Source organism: Sphingobacterium paramultivorum (genome assembly GCF_014109745.1).
GTDB classification, from domain to species: Bacteria; Bacteroidota; Bacteroidia; order Sphingobacteriales; family Sphingobacteriaceae; genus Sphingobacterium; species Sphingobacterium paramultivorum.
On record NZ_CP058555.1, the window covers coordinates 1,087,931 to 1,108,304 of the forward strand.

A 20,374-nucleotide genomic window follows, 5' to 3' on the forward strand; every position below is an offset into this window, starting at 1 on the left:
TATGTTGATTTTAATAGCGGAAGATGATGAATTGATATTGCGTACTGTTGAACACAAATTAGTAAAAGAAGGACACGAAGTGGTGCTGACCAGAAATGGCCGTGAAGCCATCGAGAAAATTAATGAGCTGGATTTGGATTTAGTTGTAACGGATATTATGATGCCCTTTGCTTCTGGTATTGAAATTCTTTCGGCAATAAAAAGTATTGGAAAGAAGATCCCAGTTATTGTATTATCAAGTATGGGCCAAGAGGAGGTCGTGGTTGATGCATTTGATTTAGGTGCATCGGATTTTATGGTTAAGCCATTTAGTCCAAATGAACTGATTCTTAGGATAAAACGCCTAATAAATAAATAAAATTATGCATCACCATATCGAGCTACATGAGCTTATTCTGGCGATTGTTATCGTATTGATTTTAGTACTATTGTTGATTATCACGGTACTGGGATACAGCTTTTATAGCTATAGAATCCTTCATAATAGGCAATCCTGGAGACAGATCATCGAGTACAAGATTATGGAAACTATTGTTGGTGGCGATGAGAATAGCGATCGAGATCTGGAGTTTGCGACATACTTGAAAGAACCTTCTTTTCGAGCTCTTTTTTTGGATGTATTAGTTGACTCTGATAGAAAATTTTCTGGTGGAGCTAAACAATCGATCAATAGGTTGTTTCATGATTTTAAATTGGAGGATGAGGCCTGGCGGAAGCTTCGGCATAGAAAAGCTTATTTGGTTGCCGGTGGGGTTCAGGAGCTTGCTGCAATGAATGTCGAACCAGCAATCCCAGAGATAACAGCCAAGCTTAATGATTCCCGCACTGCGGTATATCAAGAAGCACAATATGCAATCGTAACTTTTAAAGGGTATGAGGGGCTTGGTTTTTTAGATCAATTCGATCGTCCCTTATCAGACTGGCAACAATTACGTTTATTGTTTTCCATCCATGAAATACCCGAGCTTTCGGAGTTACACGTTGATACCTGGCTTAAGAGTTCAAATGATTCTGTTGTCATATTTACGTTGCGCTTGATCCGAAAATTTAGATTGATGACTTTTTATACGGAAGTTTTTAACCTATTGGATCATCCATCTACGAAAGTTCGTATACAAGCCATACGAACATTGCAGGCCATTGAGAACAGTGGGACAATTCAGCAATTTATACAAAATTTTGATCTGCAACCAATCGAAGTTCAGATTGAAATCCTTAAAGCTATGAAAATTGCCAAAAGTAGAGAAAGTGAGCATTTTCTGAAGGATCAACTTTGGAATCATAGTCAAGTGTCAATTAAAATTTCTGCCGCAGAAGTACTCGTTGTGCTTGGAGAAGAACATTATCTCCGCGAAATTTCACAACGTGAAGATACATACGACGAACTTACACAAATTATTAAACACGCATTGCAAGAGAAAAAATGTTAGAGTTTTCCCATATCGTATACGAAATTATAGTTTGGTTATTTTTGCTTTATTCGGCAGCGGTATTTATTATCTATACTTGGATAGGGCTATACGCTTATGGAGCTGTGTTTCGTTACAAACACAATAATACGTTTACGGATTATAGTATTATTGCTACCAACCCTAACGCGCCTACATTCAGTCTGATTGCTCCAGCCTACAACGAGGGGATGACCATCGTTGAAAATGTACGTTCTTTATTGTCGCTGTATTATCATAATCTGGAAATTATCATCGTCAATGATGGTAGTAAAGACAATTCAATTTTGAAATTGATCGCCTCTTATGAACTTGAACCAACGTCTTTTTTTGTTCAGGGAAATATTGAGACCAAGGATATAAGGGGAATCTATAAGAGCAAAAATCCAGCATTTAAGAAGCTGATTGTTGTTGACAAGGAAAATGGCGGTAAGGCTGATGCGCTCAACGTCGGCGTTAATATTTCTTCTGGAGATTATATCGTCTGTATTGATGTAGACTGTATTTTGGAACAGGATGCTATTCTAAAATTAGCAAAGCCATTTTTGGAACAGACCGACAAACGCGTTATAGCCTGCGGCGGAGTTATACGTTTGGCCAATAACTGTAATGTCGTGAATGGTTCTGTCGTGGACGTTAATCTTCCAAAATCATGGTTGGGGCGTACGCAGGCCTTAGAGTACATCCGTGCTTTTATTTTAGGTCGAATGGCTTGGTCAAGGGCTTCGGGTTTAATTCTTATTTCCGGGGCATTTGGCGCTTTTGACCGGGAGATCGTATTGGCTTGTGGGGGCTATGACCGAAATACGGTAGGAGAAGATATGGAGCTTGTTGTTCGTATGCGCCGTTATATGGAGGAGCAAAAGCAAGCCTACGAGGTGGTCAACATTCCTGATCCATTGTGCTGGACCGAAGTACCCGAGTCAAAAGAAGTATTACGTAAACAGCGTAATCGTTGGATGCGGGGCACGATGGAGACCTTATGGAAACATCGGAAACTCATGTTCAATCCGAAATATGGCCGTTTTGGTATGGTCAGTATGCCTTATTGGTTTTTCTTTGAATTCCTGGGCCCTATTGTCGAATTTACAGGCTATATTGTCTTTATAATCTTTTTTATTCTGGGAATCATCAACTGGCCATTTTTCTTTGCGCTATTTGCATTGGTGATTGCTTCCGGAATTTTGTATTCGATCTATGCAATCTTGGTTGATCTTGTTAGCCATCAGGTTTATTCTAAGAAGCGAGATCTTTCCACTCTAATAACTACGGCGATACTAGAACCGTTATACTTTCACCCCATTGTTGTTAAAGCTGGAGTACAGGGCGTTGTTGATTACTTTCGGAAGCAGCATGGCTGGGGAGAAATGACACGACAAGGCTTCCAACAAAAAGATGCGAATGAGTCGGTTTGGAAATACCTCGGTCAGCGATTAAATCTATCGTTACAGAGCTTAGGACCTGTTATGTTTGTTGTCTTTGCCCTGTATATGTTGTCCGTTGGTGTAGAATGGTGGTGGTACGGTCGTCGATTTGTTCAGCTTTCGGAGTCACATGCCGGGAAGGATCTGTTTTTGGATAACATCCTGTTCATTTTTCAAGCCTTGGCCTGTTTGGGAATCGGCTATTTATTGCTTCAGTTCATAAGCAGTTTTTGGGCGAGACTTCTTGTGGTGATATCGTTCTCGTTTATTGTCGTTATGCAATTCATCTTGTTTCTGTATTTTGGCGAATCCAGAAATTTGCTTGGAGCTGATATGTTCTATTACAGTTCGGAAGAGATGAAGCAAATTTTGGAGGCTAGCGGTATGTTGAGTTTTACCAATATTGCTTTACTTTTATTATTGATCGTAATTTCTTGGGTTCCCCTTTGGATTGCCAATAAACAGACATTCAAAAAGCCCTATGCTAGTATTGCACTGTTATCTTTGGGGATCATATCGTTTTTCATCTCCTCGGCTTCGTTTTTTCGGGGTAGCGCTGAAAAAGATGAATTCGTAGCCAATGCAAGCCGGAGCAAATGGCGTTATTTTTTTGATTCTAATTTGTCCAATTACGTGGATGATCACCCGGGGATGTTCGCTATGTTCAATAAAGACGATGATGATGCAAAAGTGTTGGATACTAAATTTCCTTTTTTGAAAAAAGAGGATACGAAAGATTTCCTGGGGACATACATGCAAAAATCAGCGAAAGTACCCAATTTGGTCATTCTTGTTATCGAGGGTTTAGGACATGCCTATAGTGCTGAAAATGGTTATATTGGCAACTTTACACCTTTTATAGGTACATTGAAGCAACAGTCTTTGTATTGGGATAATAATATGAGTTCCTCAGGTCGGACATTTTCCGTTTTACCGACCATAACAGGTTCGTTGCCTTTTGCGACACATGGATTCCTGGAACAAGACACCTTGCCAGACAACTTCAATCTCTTTAATATTCTGAAGAGCAATGGATTCAATACTGGATTTTTCTATGGTGGTCATTCTAATTTTGATTTCATGAAAAAGTTCATGGATTATAATAAAATAGATATGCTTATGGACCAAGCGGCATTCGGACCTCCTTATAAAAAATTGCCCGAAAAGGGTGGGGAGAGCTGGGGATATGAAGATCAAGCTGTCTTTAGCAAACTTCTTGAAGTGCAGAAAGTACAGGAACACCCTTATTTCCATGTGCTTTTAACGCTATCAACCCATAACCCGTTTTTGATCAATAATGCGGCTCATTATGAGCAATTGTTTGATCAACGTATAGCAACATTGAACCTTACACCGGAACAAAAAAAGTGGGCTTTGGAAAACCGTACCCAACTTGTTTCGGTACTGAATTTGGATGACGCGATGGAGCAGTTCTTTAAAGAATATAAAAAGAGGCCAGATTTTGCAAATACTATTTTTGTCATAACTGGAGACCACGCGATGCCTGAGATACCATTGCAAAGCAAAATCGATCGTTATCATGTTCCCTTGTTGATTTATTCACCACTTTTGAAAGGGCCAAAGACTTTTCATAATTTTGTTAGCCATTTTGATGTCGCGCCTTCTATATTAGCCTACTATCGTGAGAATTTTGGGCTTAAAACTCCTAACCAAGTTACATGGATCGGTGAGGGGCTCGATAAGGGCGCTTCGGCACAGGGTGATGGTATAGCCATGATGCAGAGTAAAAATCAATTGATTGATTTTGTAAAGGGCAGTTACCATCTTTCCGATGGACAACTGTATAAACTGGATGGTGTGCTCAATGAAGATGCCGCCGCTGATAATGCGAAAGAAGAATTGTCCAAGCGCTTTGAATTATTTAAGCGCAAGAACAAACTCTTTTATACGCAAAAGCGACTTCTTCCGGATAGTGTTTATACAAATTACTTTAATCGAACAAAGAAGAACTAGAATTTTCGAATATAAACAAGGATGATGTCCAATTGATTCCCTCGCTCTTTTGGCCTGAATTCTTGGTTATAATAGGTGCCCGAAATTGAAAATAGGTTACTTTGCTTAACTGAGAAATTATACTCGGCACCTACTTTGAATGTTTTTAATTTATAGGAAGCGTTGTCCAATAGATTATTTCGGTTTTCCTCGGGGCTCAGACCCGTTCCGGCACTAAATCCGAAGTAATCGTTTGCTCCTTTTGTATAATAGCGGACTGTTCCGGTATAGGATTGGGAAATATTCTTTTCGCCCGGTGTAAGATAAGTCCTCAGATTGAACCAAAAGTTTTGGTAATATTTTCCCACTGAAGCCGTATACATCCAGATGTTGTCACTAAAATAAAGCTGACGATATCCGATCTCCCCCTCAAAGCTGTTCGGAAGATTGGCATAGAGAGACACACCAGTTCTATATTTCGCAAAAATGCCTACATTATTGGAGTATCCAGCACCGACATATAGGTAAAATATCTTTGAAAGACGCGGGTAAGCCTCCATTTCAAATTGGACACCATTTTCTGCAAATTTATTCGCATAGTTAGTTCTGAAAATAACGGATCCTATTGGTGTTGCCCGTTTATAACTTAATCCAACAATGTGCCAATTATGATCAAACTGTTTGTCAAAATAGACAAAATTGTACGTCAGGCCGATCGCATTTTTTGCTGTGTATTCTTCAATGTTTTTTGCCAGTGCTCTGGCCTCTGTATTTTTTGGATTAATTGCCAATAAGCTATTAATTGCCTTTTCGGCAACCTCATAATGATCATTGCCATAACTTAGTTTACCTTTTAACAGCAGTAGATCCTGAGACTGCGGATGTATGCTAAGCCCTTTGTCTGTAATTGCAATAGCTTTGTCAGTCTGATCATTCCAATATTCCAATGAGGCGTAGGCTAAAAAGAAATCTTCATCACTTGTATTCTTTTTATCCAGTTCTGTAAAGATGGTTCTTGCCGAATCAATTTTATCCGACCAGGTATAAAGACGTCCGAGAAAAATGCTAATATCCGTGTAATCCGGTGCTTGAAGTAGGGCCTGTTTAGATAATTGAATGGCTTGCGGATAATCTTTTGAATCAAAAGCTACCTTTCGCGCTTTTACAAAGAGATCATCAGCAGTGAGTTTCGTCTCTTGCGCGATAGAAAATAAGGGTAATAAAGAGAGGGAGAGTAATGGATAAATTACTTTTTTCATTCTAGATCGTAAATTTGACATTTAAGCTTGCTAATATATAAACTAAAATTAGGAAATTTTGTTTGTCGCTAGTTGTTTTAGAATAAATTTTTGAGCTCTTTTAAAGCGTTCTATCTCATTTTGTAGAACGCCTTCCGAAATGATCCTTAGAATAGGAGTTTCGAAAAACGCCAATGGAATGTGTTCACAAGCGTTAACTGATTGCTATCTACGGGTAATCCGGTTACTATTTTAAGTACCTGCATGGCCATCATACTGCCGATAATACCGGGCAAAGGGCCCAGCACCCCATTTTTATCGCAATTTGGAACCTGCTCCGGATCGGGGGGCGTTGGAAAGATATCCAACAGGTTTTTACTACCCTGATAGTTAAAGACAGCCAGCTGGCCTTCGAAACCATAGATGCTACCGTATACCAAAGGTTTATCGAGTTGTAGGCAGGTCTGATTAAGCAGGTAGCGCGTTGTAAAGTTATCACAGCAATCGACAATGATATGATAGGGAGCGAGCATTGCTAGCGCGTTGTCAGCATCTATTTTTACCTGAAAGGGCTCAAAATCAATTGTGCTATTGTGCTGTCGTATATAGGCTGTGGCACTTTCTGTTTTTGCTTGGTGTATATTATCTTCGGAATGAATGATCTGTCTATTTAGATTGTGGATTTCAACCCGGTCAAAATCAACGAGGCCAAGTTTTCCTATACCGGCCGCGGCTAAATATTGAACGACAGGACTCCCGAGTCCGCCTGCACCGACGACCAATACCTTGGCATCCATGATCTTCCGTTGTCCGGCAACGCCAATCTCTTCGATAAAAATCTGTCTGCTATAGCGATCAAAAATGTTATCTTTTTTCATGTATTTAACGTACAATACCCGCGTAATTGCTTTCCCAGTCTTTCATCACTGGAGAATAGCCCATTTTTCGGATTTGATTTTTTATTGTTTCCATATCTCTTTCATCACTTACTTCAAATTGTTCCAAAGCTTGGGGATCGACAACATAGCCTCCAGGATTGGTTTTTGAAGCTGCACTCATCGTGGTTACGCCAATAGGTATGATATGATCCCTGAAGGTTTGGTTTTCTCTGGTAGAAATGGAGATTTCCAAATTTTCATTCCACAGACGATACGCGCAGATCAACTGCAGCAGATCGCGGTCTGCCAAATGAAAATTTGGCTCAAGAGAACCCGCGGCCGGTCGTAAGCGTGGAAAGGAAATGGAATAGCGTGTCTGCCAATATTGTTTTTGCAAATAGGCAATGTGTGCCGCGGTGAAAAAGCTGTCCACCCGCCAGTCCTCTAGCCCAAGTAATACCCCCAGTCCGATTTTATGGATTCCAGCCCGGCCTATACGGTCAGGCGTATCCAAACGATAGTCAAAATTGGACTTCTTTCCTTTCGGATGATATTGTTTGTAAACTTCTCGATGGTAGGTTTCCTGATAGACCAAAATTGCATATACCCCTGCGGTCTGTAGTAGTCGGTACTCGGATTCTTCCAGTGGCTGTACCTCAATGGATATCTGTGAAAAATGAGGTTTTAAAAGGTGAATAGCGTTTAGGAAATAATTGATCTCGACAGTTTTGTTGGCTTCTCCGCTGACTAGTAAAATGTGGTTGATTCCCATGGATTTAAGTATCATTGCCTCCAGTAATAGTTCGGTGTTGCTGAGGGTTTTGCGTTTAATTTTATTGTCCATGCTAAAACCGCAATATGTACAGATGTTTTGGCACTCATTGCTCAGGTAAAGAGGGGCATAGAGTTGTATGGTTTTACCGAAGCGACGTTGCGTGATTTGTTGTGTTTTTTGTGCCATTTGTTCCAGATACGGTGCTGCAGCCGGTGAGATGAGCGCCTTAAAGTCAGCGAGCGTTAAATGGTCTTTTTCTAACGCATGTTGTACATCCTGATTGGTAGCGTCATAAATCTGCGTGTGGACGTCATTCCAGGAGTATTCATCGAGTATCGTTTTGAAATCTGTCATAAGTGAATCATCAATCAAATAAAAATGAAGTTAAGGGACTCGAACCGATTGCTTGTGATCTGATCTTTCCTAAACCGGCCTCATAAGCCTTTCGTCCAGCGATAACAGCCTTTTTGAATGCTTCGGCCATGCGTATCGGATTATTTGAGACTGCAATTGCCGTATTGACCAAGACTGCATCCGCTCCGATTTCCATGGCTTTGGCAGCATCGGATGGAGCTCCGATCCCAGCATCTACAACCACAGGGACATTACTCTCCTCAATAATAATTTCGAGAAAGTCCAGTGTGCGAAGCCCTTTATTACTACCAATAGGAGCACCTAAAGGCATAACAACTGCTGTACCCGCATTTTCCAATCTTTTACAAAGTACTGGATCTGCGTGAATATAGGGCATGACAACGAAACCCAGTTTGGCCAGCGATTCAGTTGCACGCAGGGTTTCAATAGGATCGGGCAGTAAATAACGAGGGTCGGGATGAATTTCCAGCTTTACCCAGTTGGTTTCCAATGCTTCCCGTGCAAGTTGGGCTGCGAGCACAGCTTCTTCAGCAGTTCGTGCCCCCGAAGTATTGGGAAGCAAATGGATTGCCGCCAGGTCGAGTGCACTGATGAGACTGTCGTCTGCGCTGGTTTGGTCGATTCGTTTAAGGGCAACGGTGACCAATTGGGAGGCCGAAGCCACAATGGCATCGCTCATTTCTGTGAGATTACCGAATTTGCCCGTACCCAGAAATAATCTGGATTCAAACACGCGATCGGCTATATGTAGATTGCTCATAATAAAATTTTATTGATGGATGAAACAATGTTTGGAGTCTTGGTTACGATTCCGGAGAGTGCTACACCGTAAACTCCAATTTCTAATAGCTGTTGGATATCTTCAAGTTGGCTTATACCGCCAATTGCGAATATTGGAATAGGGGGCAAGCCTGCTAGGCGGACTTGTTGGATGATGTTTTCATATCCTGCAATCCCCAGTAGGGGACTTAGTTTTTGTTTTGTTGTGGTATAGTTGAATGGTCCGAGTCCGATATAGTCACAATGTTCACTTATTCTTTGTTTTACATCCGCAAAGCTATTGGCAGTACCGCCAATTATTTTTCCTGCACCCAATATGTCCCGGGCAGCTGTGACGCTGCAGTCATCCAGTCCCAAGTGTACGCCATCTGCGTCTACAGCCGCTGCAAGCGAAGGATGGTCATTGATGATACAGCTGGCACCAAATTCGGAACAGGTTTGCTTGATCTGTTCTGCAAGCATGTAGCGGCTCTTTTCATCGGCGTCCTTCCATCTGATCTGTATCCATTTGGCCCCCGCATCCAGCGCTTTCAGTATGTTATTTTTTTGTTCAGTTAATGTTTGTCCCTGCGATATATATTGGAGTTTTTCCATAGTTTTTGTTTGCATGCTATAAAATTTTGAACTGGCTCAGGGTGCTTCCATAAAGTACCATATAAGGCAATTCCATCTGCACCTTGCTGCACCGGGATAAGACAGTTATCTTGGTTTATCCCTCCAAGACCGATGAGACCAACAGTAAAGTTGGAGCGTGACGGGAGCTGATCCAACCTTGCATTATACACTCCATACCCCACTTTAGAGATGCTCGGAAATAATGGACTTAGAAAAGCATAGGCCCAACATTCATCAAGGCTATTGAATTGATCGATATCATGCACAGATGTTGAACAGATTGTTGTAGGCAGCATTTGATTTGTTGATCTATCCTTTCTATTCTTTTCGTTCATATGAATACGTGCGATTCCGAGCTCAGCCGATAGGTGAGGGTGGGAATGTAGGACCAATCTGTCCAAATATGTGGAATCTATAGATTCCACATATTTGGACATTTGTAGGTCTGTAAAATGATACTTGCGCAAGTGCAGGATATCAAGTCCTTCTTTGAACAAAGCATCTATAATCCCTTTTTCAGAAGGGATCGCTTCTGCTGCTGTCAAAGCGATGATCATAAATAAATCTCTTTTCCTTGCGCGATGAATTCCTGCGATTTTTCCAGCATCCCTTGTGCGGCACTATCTCTGATTTCCTGCGTAATTTTCATCGAGCAAAATTTGGGACCGCACATGGAGCAGAAGTGAGCCACTTTGGCCGCATCTGCCGGCAATGTTTCGTCATGATATTCCCGTGCTGTATCTGGATCCAGGGAAAGGTTGAATTGATCTTCCCATCTAAATTCAAATCTCGCTTTACTCAAGGCATTATCACGGTATTGTGCACCTGGATGTCCTTTGGCCAAATCGGCCGCATGGGCAGCTAGTTTATAGGTGATTACACCGTCTTTAACGTCTTTTTTATTTGGTAAGCCCAGATGTTCTTTGGGCGTCACATAGCAAAGCATCGCACATCCATACCAACCGATCATCGCAGCTCCAATGGCTGATGTGATATGGTCATAACCTGGAGCAATATCAGTTGTTAAGGGACCCAAGGTATAAAATGGAGCTTCGTCACAACAGGCCAATTGTTTGTCCATATTCTCTTTGATCAATTGCATAGGAACATGGCCCGGACCTTCGATCATCACCTGAACATCGTGTTTCCAGGCGACCTTGGTGAGTTCGCCCAGTGTTTCGAGCTCAGCAAATTGAGCCGCATCGTTGGCGTCCGCAATGGCACCTGGACGGAGACCATCGCCAAGTGAAAAAGCAACATCATATCGCTTCATGATCTCACAGATCTCCTCAAAATGAGTATAAAGAAAGTTCTCTTTGTGGTGGAAAAGACACCATTTGGCCATGATAGATCCTCCTCTGGAGACAATGCCCGTTACTCGAGATGCCGTGAGATGGATATAACGAAGCAGTACGCCGGCGTGTATGGTAAAGTACGAAACACCCTGTTCGGCCTGTTCAATCAAGGTATCTTTGAATATTTCCCAGGTAAGGTCCTCGGCCACCCCCTTCACTTTTTCGAGCGCCTGATAGATCGGTACTGTACCGATTGGAACGGGCGAGTTACGAATAATCCATTCGCGGGTTTCGTGAATATTTTTGCCAGTGGATAGGTCCATGATGGTATCGGCTCCCCATCGACAGGCCCATACCGCTTTCTCAACTTCTTCCTCTATACTTGAACTTACAGCGCTATTGCCAATATTGGCATTAATTTTAACAAGAAAGTTGCGCCCGATAATCATGGGTTCACTTTCAGGGTGATTGATATTATTAGGGATGATCGCTCTTCCGGCAGCGATTTCCTCACGGACAAATTCTGGTGTAATAGCTTTATCATGTGTTCTGGCACCAAAGTTTTGTCCTTTATGCTGATGATCCATTCCGGGGGTGCTGGCCGTGAGCTGCTCGATACGTTGGTTTTCACGGATAGCAACGTACTCCATTTCTGGGGTAATAATGCCTTGCTTTGCATAATGTAATTGGGTGACATTCCTGCCGGCAGAGGCTACTTTTGGTTTATGACTATAGGCAAATCGGAGTTCATCCAACGTTGGATCAGAAAGGCGTTTTTGTCCATATTCAGAGCTGATGCTAGCCAGCTGTATAACATCCTGACGATCCAAGATCCACTGATCGCGAAGGCGAGGGAGGCCTTTTCGGATATCGATATGGACCGTGTCATCCGTATATGGTCCAGAAGTATCATAGATTGTTACCGGCGGATTAATTTCTACCTCTCCATTCGTTAATTTGGTTGGACTCAAGGAGATTTGACGCATAGCGACTTGAATAGGAAATAGTTTTCCGGATACAAAAATTTTCTTTGCATTTGGAAAGGGGGATTGCGTAATTGTTTCAGCTGTCATTTTTTTCTTTATTGGGTGAATTACTCGGTTGATTTTTTGGGAATGGCTATCCGCCCTGAGATGCGGTAATTAAGATAATCTGATCGTAAGGTTTAAGTGTTGTCGTAGCCCAGTCCTTTTTGGGGATGACTTTGTTGTTGATGGCTACAGCCACACCCTGAGTTTTGCCAGATAATTCCAAAAGCAACAAGCCTTCAAGTGAAGTAAGTGGGGGGGCGAAAAATCGAATCTGATGGTTTATTGTAAGTTCCATTCCTTAATTTTTTTGGTAAAACTTTAGGAATGGCTACACAAAGGCACAGCAATGCACCTTGTAGACAGCTCACTTTTCCCTACGCCAGTATGATCCGGATCAGGTTCTAAGGGTAAAATCTCAGCCTGCACGAGCAGACACCCCTAAAGTTGCGACTAAGATAAGGTTATTTTTATGAAAGTTGCAAGAATTTTATTTTGCAGACTTGGGTTTATTGCACAGGACAGTGCAGGTCAGTATGTGGGAAATATTTGATATATTAGTTTTTTGAATCAGCTAAAACAATTTAACAACCACCAAGAATAGTATCTTTTAATGCGTAGGATTTTATTGACAACACTGTTGTGTATCGCTAGCAACACTTATGCCCAACCTAAAAATAACTGCAGCGCCGTGCAGTTGACATGCGAACATTTGGTCAATCCATTGGGTATCGATGCAATCCACCCGAGACTTAGCTGGCAACTTGATGATCAACGTAAAGGTGCGGTACAACAGGCTTATCAGATCTTTTTAGGGCAAGATTCGCTGGCACTGCTGAGAGAGACCAAAGATAGCTGGGATAGTGGCAAACAGTTCAGCTCGGCTATGTTAGTGCCTTATACCGGCACACAGTTAAAGCCACAGACCAAGTACTTCTGGAGGGTTAAAGTATGGGATAAGGATGGTGTATCAACACGTTCTGAAATAGCATCTTTCGAAACAGGAATGATGGGAATGGACCTTTGGAAAGGAAAATGGATCAGCGACAATAAGGATATTCATGCGCGGGAAACGCCTTATTTTAGAACAGAATTTAAGGCAAATAAGCAGGTAAAATCTGCCCGCGCGTATATTGCCGCAGCAGGATTATATGAACTTTCCATTAATGGCCAGCGCGTTTGCGACCATCGTCTGGATCCAATGTATACTCGATTTGACCGACGCACATTGTATGTCGTGACGGACGTAACCCAGCAGCTTCAAAAAGGAGAGAACGCCATTGGCGTTGTTTTGGGGAATGGCTGGTATAATCATCAACCACTGGCCGTTTGGAACTTTGATAAAGCACCATGGCGGGCCCGGCCAACATTCTGTTTAGAACTGAAAATCGTTTATATCGATGGAACGACGGAAACCATTGTTTCGGATAAGCAGTGGAAGACAGCTTCGGGACCAATCACTTATAATAATATTTACACTGGTGAGCATTACGATGCAAGACTGGAAATACCTAACTGGGATAAACCAAAATACGATGATTCGGCCTGGCAGGCTGTTCAGTATAGAAATGCGCCATCTGCATATATCGTTTCCCAACAGATGGTACCGATTCGGCTCGTGAAGTCCTATAAGCCAAAATCAGTGACAAAGATAGACCAACGTACCTATGTGTTCGATATGGGGCAGAATATGGCCGGGATTACAAAAGTTAAAGTGAAAGGAGCTGCGGGTACTATGCTGCGTATCAAGCATGGTGAGCGGTTGTTGGCGGATGGGCATCTTGATCAGTCCAATATTGATGTTTATTATCGGGGCGATAAGGAAAAGGAGCCCTTTCAAACTGATATATTGACCTTAAGTGGTCGGGATGATGAGTTTATGGCAAAGTTTGGTTACAAAGGGTTTCGTTATGTCGAGGTTAGCAGCAGTGCCGCAATTGCATTGGATAGTTCGGCTGTGACCGCCTATTTTATGCATAGTGATGTGTCTGCTATTGGACAGCTCAAGACATCGTCAGCGTTGGTCAATAAACTATGGACAGCGACCAACAATGCCTACTTGTCCAATTTGATGGGCTATCCTACGGACTGTCCGCAGCGCGAAAAGAACGGTTGGACAGGGGATGGGCACCTTGCGATTGAAACAGCTTTATACAATTTTGACGGGATAACAGTTTATGAAAAATGGATGGCGGATCATCGTGATGAACAACAGGAGAATGGTGTCTTACCCGATATTATTCCAACTGGCGGATGGGGCTACGGTACCGCAAATGGTTTGGATTGGACAAGCACCATTGCCATCATTCCATGGCAGATTTATCAGTTTTATGGAGACCCACGTGCATTAGAAGAATGCTACCTAAATATCAAACGCTATGTCGATTATGTAGACGGAATCAGTCCATCTGGGTTGACAACGTTTGGGCGTGGAGACTGGGTGCCGGTGAAGTCACAGTCCAATCTGGAGTTGACCTCATCTGTTTATTTTTATGTGGATGCGACCATCTTGGCTGCTGCGGCCAAATTGTTTGGATACACAGCAGATCAACAAAAATATGAACTGCTGAGCAGAAAAATTAAGACGGCCATCAACGCTAAATTTTTAGATGCTTCCAAGGGTGTTTATAGCAATGGAACACAGACCGAACTGAGTGTACCACTCTATTGGGGTGTTGTACCCAATGAAATGAAAGCCCGTGTTGCCGCCAACCTGAATAAGAAAGTGGAAGAGACCAACTTTCATTTGGATGTAGGCGTATTGGGTGCTAAAGCATTATTGAATGCGTTAAAAGATAACGGTTATGCAACGACAGCCTATAAGGTCGCGGTACAAGATACCTACCCGTCTTGGGGATGGTGGATTGTAAATGGAGCGACAACATTGTTGGAGAACTGGGATTTAAAAGCAACACGGGATATTTCAGACAACCACATGATGTTTGGCGAAATCGGTGGTTGGTTTTTTAAATCTATCGGCGGGATTCTTCCAGATCCTAAACAACCAGGATTTAAACATGTGCTCTTAAAACCCATCTTCCCCCAGGAACTGAAAGAATCTTCTATTTCTTATGATTCACCTTACGGTAAAATTGTTTCCGAATGGAAGTTAACGGATAAAATGATCGTATATAATATCCAAATACCTGCTAATGCGACGGCAACATTTTATCCACCGGATAATGTTAGAAGCAGCGATATCGTCCAATTGGAGGCTGGTAAACACAGGTTGGAGCTGGAACTCAAGTAAGCATAGGCTCCGACTTGTTGTTTCGTTGTCTTGACTGTGGGTTTTATTTTTGTATGTTATAATTTATTGGAGGGCTTTTGCGAGTTTACCAAGCTGTTTTAATTTTAAGGCGAGTTCATTGCTCCAGGGTAAACCAATACAGAGACGCATGCAGTGGTGAAATTGATCCTGCAAGGTGAAGATCCTTCCCGGTGAAATGCTAATCTGTAGTTTAAGCGCATAGTTGTATAGTTTGCCTGTATCGATGTGTTTTGGAAATTCAACCCATAGGGCGAGTCCACCCTGTGGGCGGCTTATTTTAGTGTCTTCCGGAAAATGGTCCGCGATGATAGCGGCATACTGCTGGTAGTTTTCTGTTAATGATCTACGGAGTTTACGTAGGTGGTTTTCATACTTTCCTGTTAATAGAAAATTTCCCACCGCCTCGTTGATGATCGCTGTAGATGACAGGGAATGGATCAGTTTTAATTTGATAATCTGCTCCTTGTATTTTCCAGGAGCGACCCATCCGACACGGAAGCCCGGAGCCAATGTCTTTGAAACTGACCCACACCAGAGTACATTGCCATCGAGGTCAAAAGATTTGCAACATTTGGGGCGTTGGGTGCCAAAATGGAGGTCGCCGTAGGTGTCATCTTCGATCAGCGGGATATGATGTTTTGCTAGCAGTGATACAATTTCCCGCTTGTTCTCATCCGGCATACAATAGCCCAAAGGGGTGTTAAAATTGGGGACCAGTAAACAAACTTTGATTTCGGGCAATAGATTCTTAAGGGCTTCAATGTCTATTCCCGTGATGGGGTCCGTGGCTATTTCCAGCACCTTAAGTCCCAGGCTAACGGCAAGTTGGAGGATACCCGGATAGCAGGGGCTTTCAAGAGCCAGTGTATCTCCAGGTTTGGTTAAGGCCATCAGACATAAAACCAAAGCATTCATACAGCCGTTGGTGGTAACGACCTCATCTTCGTTTAGATTTCCACCCCAGGCCAATGAACGTACAGCTACCATACGACGTAATTTTATATTGCCCTGCAAGGGCTCATATGCTGTGCCACCATCGCTGAGCTCCTGTGTAGCGAGAACGATTTCTTTTTTCAATTTCGCGGTAGGCAGGAGACTTCCCGAAGGAACACCGATCGAAAATAAGGTTAAATCCCGGCGCCCCATGGTTGAATACACTTTATTCATTAATTGATCTGGTTCTCGGTTATTGGCGATTGGAATAGGTTGACTGGCTGTGGCCAAAGGAAGCTGCAAATAGTTTGGAGGACTAACGAAGTAGCCGGACTGAGGTTTGGACCGTATAAGTGAACGTCCTTCCAGCGCTAGAAATATCCTTTTTGCTGTATTTATACTGATACCGTGTTCAGCACTTAGATTTCTCACTGAAGGTAGTTTCTCGCCAGCTTTTAAGACACCTGAATTAATCTTATTGGCAATATTGTCTGCTATTTCATTATACAAATAATCTTTTTTCATAAAATAAGGACTAATGTCTGTCTTCAAAGGTAACTGTGTCCATTGAATTATCAAAAACTGTGACTGTGCTTAGTTCTTGTAATGGACGAACTTTGTGTAAAAGATGGAAACATGGCAGAATTAAGTATAAGTAAATTACAAGAAAATACCGCAAGCGGTTGGTTAAACGGTTTTATTGGTGTGGTATTGTTTAGTGGTTCGTTGCCAGCAACACGAATGGCGGTTTTAGCATTTGACCCCGTATTTGTGACGCTAGCCAGGGCTTCGATTGCAGGTATATTGGCACTGGTAACATTGATGGTTTTTAAGGAAAAACGCCCGAAAAGAAAACAATTGGGTTCGCTATGCATCGTTGCAATAGGATGTGTCGTTGGATTTCCCTTAATGAGCGCTTTGGCCCTGCAGCACATCACGTCTGCTCACTCCATCGTTTTTATCGGTATTTTGCCCGTATCGACAGCCGTATTTGGTATTATACGCGGTGACGAGCGTCCGAAGCCAATCTTTTGGCTGTTCTCTGCTTTAGGGAGTTTACTGGTGATCGGCTATGCGCTGGCACAAGGACTAACAGCCTCACCTTTAGGTGACGTTTTAATGATTTTATCGGTCATTCTCTGTGGTTTGGGCTATGCTGAAGGCGCTAAATTGACCAAGACGCTGGGTGGTTGGCAGGTCATTTCCTGGGCTCTGGTTTTGTCGCTGCCGTTGATGTTGCCACTTACTTTTATCTATCTTCCATCGTCTTTTGATGCTGTGCCTATGGGCGCCTGGGCTAGTTTAGCCTATGTTTCCTTGTTCAGTATGTTTATTGGCTTTGTTTTTTGGTATAAAGGACTTGCCCAAGGCGGTACAGCGACCATAGGACAGTTACAGTTATTACAGCCATTCTTTGGTTTGGCCTTAGCCGCCTGGCTTCTTCATGAACAAGTCAGTGTTGGCATGCTTGCCGTAACAGTTGGTGTTATCCTCTGTGTCGTAGCGACGAAGAAATTTGCACAATAAATGCATTGGAAAAAGAGAACTGGTTTATAGGTTCTCTCGGAAAACCATAAATTTATTAACTTTAACTTTTAGGGCACCGTTCGAGGCGTATTTGATCGAATGATGTTTATTATCTTGTATTGACAAAGACAACATCGTATGATTTTACCGTTTGAACCTTATAATCCGATATGGAAAGCGAATTTCGACAGCATTCAAAATGAACTTCTTACATTGTTGAAACCTATAAGGCCGAGGGTAGATCACATAGGCAGTACGGCCGTTGAGGGATTGTCTGCCAAACCAATCATTGATATATTGATCGGTCTTGAGGAAGAAAATGATCTTGATCGCATTCCGTTTCTGTTGCGTGGTAAATGCTATGTATATTATGAAAAATACAATGAGGATATGCCTTACAGACGTTTTTTTGTCGCCCTGATTGATCGCCCTGAAGTATTGGGGGTGCCAGAGCACATTGCACCCGACGATGAAATTCCAGCACGATTGCATGATCATTCGCTACGGATAGCGCATATTCACAGCATACCGTTGCAATCAGAACACTGGTTGCGCCATATAGCGTTTCGCGATTATCTGCGTGTACATGAAGAAGTAAGAGGTCAGTATCAGGCGATCAAGGAAAAGTTGGTCCTTCAGCAATGGAAAGATGGGAACGACTATAATGACGCAAAAGATGAATTTTTGAAAGAGCACGAAGCAAAAGCTGTGGAATGGTACAAAAAAGTTTACGGAATAATAAAATAGTAGAACAATGGAACGTTACACAATAGCGTGGAGGCAAGGGATTACATTGTTAAGAAATTAGTGCAATAAGAGATAGATTTAGGTATGAGTACATTTTTGGCAGAATTTGAGGATATTATCCATGATTTTACCCAGCAAATTATGGAATTAAACGAGGACGATTTTAATATGAAATTGGGACCAAATAAGTGGAGTAAAAAAGAAATTCTAGGTCATTTAGTCGATAGCGCTTTTGTAAATTACGGACGGTTTATAAGAGCTCAATTTGAAGAAAATCCAAAAATATACTATGATCAGGTAGCCTACTGTTCATCTGCTGACTATCAACATGCTGAAACCGTTAAATTATGCAATTTATGGCGATCGTTAAACGAGCAATTGTTGTTTTTGTTTCAGCATATAATTGCGAATAAACTGACACAAAGGACTTGTAATGACCATAGCCTCGAATTTTTAATGCTTGACTATGTGATGCATTTGAAGCATCACAGAAATCAGATTTTGCCTGAATGATGAAATTTAATCCCTGATGGGTGGTGTCCTTACTTCTCAAGGACCTTTTTTGATAATATCAATTAAGAATTAAAGTATTTCTTTTATAATTAATAACTGCAAAACAATTGTCCATGTAAACTTGTTGTCTAATAGGTGGTTCTATCGTTTTTACGCTAAGACTACCCAAAATAGATCGATGTACTGGCATATCACACGAAAATACGAAGAGACTCTCTGCTACACTTCAAAAGGACACTAATTTTTAAAACATATGAAATCGAAGTCATTTTTAACCGCAATTGTCTCAAGCTTCTTATTGTTGGCTTGTAGTACCTCCACAAGGATAACAGATATCTATAAAAATAGAGATCTGACTCCAAAACAATACCAAACAATATTCATTATTGCGATGACAAACCATGCTAAAGCAAAGGATGTCATTGAATCCAATTTGGCTGAAGCGGCTTCCATGCATGGCTACAAGGCTATTAAAAGTACTGATGTTTTTAAACGCACGTTCACCAAAGATGAAAGTCAAAATAAAGATTTAGTGATGAAAGCAGTACACAGTCTGAATGCGGATGCTATTTTCACTGTTACCCTGATCGACAAAACCAGCGAGACCCGATATGTACCGGGAAGTGGACCTTATATGCCTTATCCGAGGTTTGGATGGTATGGTAATTTTTGGAGCTATTACTCCCATTGGTACCCGATAGCATACGATCCGGGATATTATACCACGGATAAAATGTACTATCTGGAAAGCAATCTATATGACGTTAGTTCCGAACAACTGGTTTGGAGTGTGCAGTCTGAAACAATCAACCCTTCCAGCTTAGCTGATTTTTCTAAAAGTTATACGAAAGCCCTTGTTAAGGCTCTAGAAAAGGATATGTCCGCTAAATAACCATCGATAAAAGTATATTTAAAGCTAGCTTCAAATTAAATAATTGTATTGGTGTATAATTATTCTTTATGTTGACGATATAGCCTCTTGAAATGTTTTTTATAGTATATTTGTAAACTAAGTTGCGATAATGTTGTTATATTAACAAGCAATAAAGTTAGTTCAAATAAGATGAGGTACAAATTATATAGAGAACAACAATTGGCCTGCGATTTGGATACCGCTTGGTCTTTTTTTTCTTCACCCATGAATCTTTCAGAAATTACACCAAAAGATATGGGGTTTGTTGTCGTCTCGGACTTTCGTCGGCAAGAAATTGCTGAAGGAATGATTATTGATTATTTGGTATCTCCGATCCTTCGGTTTCCGCTGAAGTGGAAGACCAAAATAACGCAAGTGGAAAAGAATAAAAGTTTTACTGATTTTCAACTAAAGGGACCTTATGCCTATTGGAATCATTTTCATGAGTTTATTCCGAATGAAAAAGGAGTGCTCGTGAAAGACAGGGTAGATTATGAATTGCCTTTGGGAATTCTAGGCACAATTGTGCATGGAGTTTTTGTTAAAAAAAAGTTGGAGCAAATCTTCGATTACCGTTATCAGGTTTTAGAAAAATTATTTAATCAAACTAAGAATTAATGATAACGAATCTATTGCAGTTCACGTGACCGGCGAGAAGGAG

18 protein-coding genes and 1 riboswitch are annotated in these 20,374 nt (G+C 41.6%); of the genes, 9 read left to right on the top strand and 9 right to left on the bottom strand.

The features are described from left to right. Position 1: 1 nt before the first annotated feature. From HS960_RS04395 to HS960_RS04405, 3 genes are read left to right on the top strand one after another with little or no spacing between them, the layout of a single operon-like run. Positions 2–358, top strand: coding sequence for a response regulator transcription factor (locus HS960_RS04395; protein WP_120332802.1), 357 nt, complete (start codon positions 2–4; stop codon positions 356–358). A gap of 4 nt (positions 359–362) precedes the next feature. After that, positions 363–1,430 carry a hypothetical protein gene (locus HS960_RS04400; protein WP_159730782.1) on the top strand — a complete coding sequence of 356 codons (1,068 nt, stop codon included), beginning with the start codon at positions 363–365 and terminating at the stop codon, positions 1,428–1,430. Next, on the top strand, positions 1,424–4,846 hold the full coding sequence (locus HS960_RS04405; RefSeq protein WP_182331366.1) for a sulfatase-like hydrolase/transferase: 3,423 nt from the start codon (positions 1,424–1,426) through the stop codon (positions 4,844–4,846). The genes HS960_RS04400 and HS960_RS04405 overlap by 7 nt, the downstream gene beginning before the upstream one ends. On the opposite strand, the gene HS960_RS04410 is transcribed toward HS960_RS04405, so the two are convergent. The 8 genes from HS960_RS04410 to thiS form a co-directional block, all read right to left on the bottom strand. Continuing rightward, on the bottom strand, positions 4,843–6,084 hold the full coding sequence (locus HS960_RS04410; protein ID WP_182331369.1) for a YaiO family outer membrane beta-barrel protein: 1,242 nt from the start codon (positions 6,082–6,084) through the stop codon (positions 4,843–4,845). The genes HS960_RS04405 and HS960_RS04410 overlap by 4 nt on opposite strands. Before the next feature lie 146 nt (positions 6,085–6,230). Continuing rightward, a complete protein-coding gene (locus HS960_RS04415; RefSeq protein ID WP_182331370.1) occupies positions 6,231–6,941 on the bottom strand; it encodes a HesA/MoeB/ThiF family protein in 711 nt (236 codons plus the stop codon). A 4-nt stretch (positions 6,942–6,945) separates the two neighbouring features. Continuing rightward, positions 6,946–8,070: a 2-iminoacetate synthase ThiH gene (thiH, locus tag HS960_RS04420; RefSeq protein WP_182331373.1), complete on the bottom strand. Its 1,125-nt coding sequence runs from the start codon at positions 8,068–8,070 to the stop codon at positions 6,946–6,948. Between the two features lie 10 nt (positions 8,071–8,080). Beyond that, the gene (locus HS960_RS04425) at positions 8,081–8,851 is read right to left on the bottom strand and encodes a thiazole synthase (protein WP_182331375.1); all 771 of its coding nucleotides are present in this window, start codon (positions 8,849–8,851) and stop codon (positions 8,081–8,083) included. After that, the gene (gene thiE / locus HS960_RS04430) at positions 8,848–9,480 is read right to left on the bottom strand and encodes a thiamine phosphate synthase (protein WP_228280202.1); all 633 of its coding nucleotides are present in this window, start codon (positions 9,478–9,480) and stop codon (positions 8,848–8,850) included. Before thiE ends, HS960_RS04425 begins: the two co-directional genes overlap by 4 nt. Further along, a complete protein-coding gene (locus HS960_RS04435; RefSeq protein WP_182331377.1) occupies positions 9,426–10,043 on the bottom strand; it encodes a thiamine phosphate synthase in 618 nt (205 codons plus the stop codon). The genes thiE and HS960_RS04435 overlap by 55 nt, the downstream gene beginning before the upstream one ends. After that, on the bottom strand, positions 10,040–11,854 hold the full coding sequence (gene thiC / locus HS960_RS04440; RefSeq protein WP_182331379.1) for a phosphomethylpyrimidine synthase ThiC: 1,815 nt from the start codon (positions 11,852–11,854) through the stop codon (positions 10,040–10,042). The genes HS960_RS04435 and thiC overlap by 4 nt, the downstream gene beginning before the upstream one ends. Before the next feature lie 46 nt (positions 11,855–11,900). Beyond that, positions 11,901–12,107, bottom strand: a complete 207-nt coding sequence (gene thiS, locus HS960_RS04445) for a sulfur carrier protein ThiS (RefSeq protein WP_182331381.1) — start codon at positions 12,105–12,107, stop codon at positions 11,901–11,903. Between the two features lie 59 nt (positions 12,108–12,166). Beyond that, a riboswitch (TPP riboswitch) is annotated at positions 12,167–12,262 on the bottom strand. A gap of 160 nt (positions 12,263–12,422) precedes the next feature. Here thiS and HS960_RS04450 point away from each other — a divergent pair. Next, the gene (locus HS960_RS04450) at positions 12,423–15,059 is read left to right on the top strand and encodes an alpha-L-rhamnosidase (RefSeq protein ID WP_153846775.1); all 2,637 of its coding nucleotides are present in this window, start codon (positions 12,423–12,425) and stop codon (positions 15,057–15,059) included. 63 nt (positions 15,060–15,122) lie between these two features. Here the strand turns inward: HS960_RS04450 and HS960_RS04455 are convergent, their stop codons facing one another. Beyond that, positions 15,123–16,538 (bottom strand): aminotransferase-like domain-containing protein, encoded by a 1,416-nt coding sequence (locus HS960_RS04455; RefSeq protein ID WP_182331383.1) that lies wholly within the window; start codon positions 16,536–16,538, stop codon positions 15,123–15,125. A gap of 111 nt (positions 16,539–16,649) precedes the next feature. On the opposite strand from HS960_RS04455, the gene HS960_RS04460 reads away from it, so the two are divergent. The 5 genes from HS960_RS04460 (at position 16,650) to HS960_RS04480 (ending at position 20,331) form a co-directional block, all read left to right on the top strand. Continuing rightward, positions 16,650–17,540 (top strand): DMT family transporter, encoded by an 891-nt coding sequence (locus HS960_RS04460; RefSeq protein ID WP_182331384.1) that lies wholly within the window; start codon positions 16,650–16,652, stop codon positions 17,538–17,540. A 138-nt stretch (positions 17,541–17,678) separates the two neighbouring features. Continuing rightward, positions 17,679–18,287, top strand: a complete 609-nt coding sequence (locus HS960_RS04465; protein WP_153846777.1) for a GrpB family protein — start codon at positions 17,679–17,681, stop codon at positions 18,285–18,287. An 84-nt stretch (positions 18,288–18,371) separates the two neighbouring features. Beyond that, a complete protein-coding gene (locus HS960_RS04470) occupies positions 18,372–18,800 on the top strand; it encodes a DinB family protein (RefSeq protein WP_182331386.1) in 429 nt (142 codons plus the stop codon). Between the two features lie 253 nt (positions 18,801–19,053). Then, positions 19,054–19,692 (top strand): hypothetical protein, encoded by a 639-nt coding sequence (locus HS960_RS04475; RefSeq protein ID WP_153846778.1) that lies wholly within the window; start codon positions 19,054–19,056, stop codon positions 19,690–19,692. 171 nt (positions 19,693–19,863) lie between these two features. After that, the gene (locus tag HS960_RS04480; RefSeq protein ID WP_153846779.1) at positions 19,864–20,331 is read left to right on the top strand and encodes an SRPBCC family protein; all 468 of its coding nucleotides are present in this window, start codon (positions 19,864–19,866) and stop codon (positions 20,329–20,331) included. Positions 20,332–20,374: the final 43 nt, after the last annotated feature.

Bases quoted from the DNA above. Each gene is read 5' to 3' on its own strand.
- HS960_RS04395 (WP_120332802.1), top strand. From the start codon at position 2: ATGTTGATTTTAATAGCGGAAGATGATGAATTGATATTGCGTACTGTT.
- HS960_RS04400 (WP_159730782.1), top strand. From the start codon at position 363: ATGCATCACCATATCGAGCTACATGAGCTTATTCTGGCGATTGTTATC.
- HS960_RS04405 (WP_182331366.1), top strand. From the start codon at position 1,424: ATGTTAGAGTTTTCCCATATCGTATACGAAATTATAGTTTGGTTATTT.
- HS960_RS04410 (WP_182331369.1), bottom strand. From the start codon at position 6,084: ATGAAAAAAGTAATTTATCCATTACTCTCCCTCTCTTTATTACCCTTA.
- HS960_RS04415 (WP_182331370.1), bottom strand. From the start codon at position 6,941: ATGAAAAAAGATAACATTTTTGATCGCTATAGCAGACAGATTTTTATC.
- thiH (WP_182331373.1), bottom strand. From the start codon at position 8,070: ATGACAGATTTCAAAACGATACTCGATGAATACTCCTGGAATGACGTC.
- HS960_RS04425 (WP_182331375.1), bottom strand. From the start codon at position 8,851: ATGAGCAATCTACATATAGCCGATCGCGTGTTTGAATCCAGATTATTT.
- thiE (WP_228280202.1), bottom strand. From the start codon at position 9,480: ATGCAAACAAAAACTATGGAAAAACTCCAATATATATCGCAGGGACAA.
- HS960_RS04435 (WP_182331377.1), bottom strand. From the start codon at position 10,043: ATGATCATCGCTTTGACAGCAGCAGAAGCGATCCCTTCTGAAAAAGGG.
- thiC (WP_182331379.1), bottom strand. From the start codon at position 11,854: ATGACAGCTGAAACAATTACGCAATCCCCCTTTCCAAATGCAAAGAAA.
- thiS (WP_182331381.1), bottom strand. From the start codon at position 12,107: ATGGAACTTACAATAAACCATCAGATTCGATTTTTCGCCCCCCCACTT.
- HS960_RS04450 (WP_153846775.1), top strand. From the start codon at position 12,423: ATGCGTAGGATTTTATTGACAACACTGTTGTGTATCGCTAGCAACACT.
- HS960_RS04455 (WP_182331383.1), bottom strand. From the start codon at position 16,538: ATGAAAAAAGATTATTTGTATAATGAAATAGCAGACAATATTGCCAAT.
- HS960_RS04460 (WP_182331384.1), top strand. From the start codon at position 16,650: ATGGCAGAATTAAGTATAAGTAAATTACAAGAAAATACCGCAAGCGGT.
- HS960_RS04465 (WP_153846777.1), top strand. From the start codon at position 17,679: ATGATTTTACCGTTTGAACCTTATAATCCGATATGGAAAGCGAATTTC.
- HS960_RS04470 (WP_182331386.1), top strand. From the start codon at position 18,372: ATGAGTACATTTTTGGCAGAATTTGAGGATATTATCCATGATTTTACC.
- HS960_RS04475 (WP_153846778.1), top strand. From the start codon at position 19,054: ATGAAATCGAAGTCATTTTTAACCGCAATTGTCTCAAGCTTCTTATTG.
- HS960_RS04480 (WP_153846779.1), top strand. From the start codon at position 19,864: ATGAGGTACAAATTATATAGAGAACAACAATTGGCCTGCGATTTGGAT.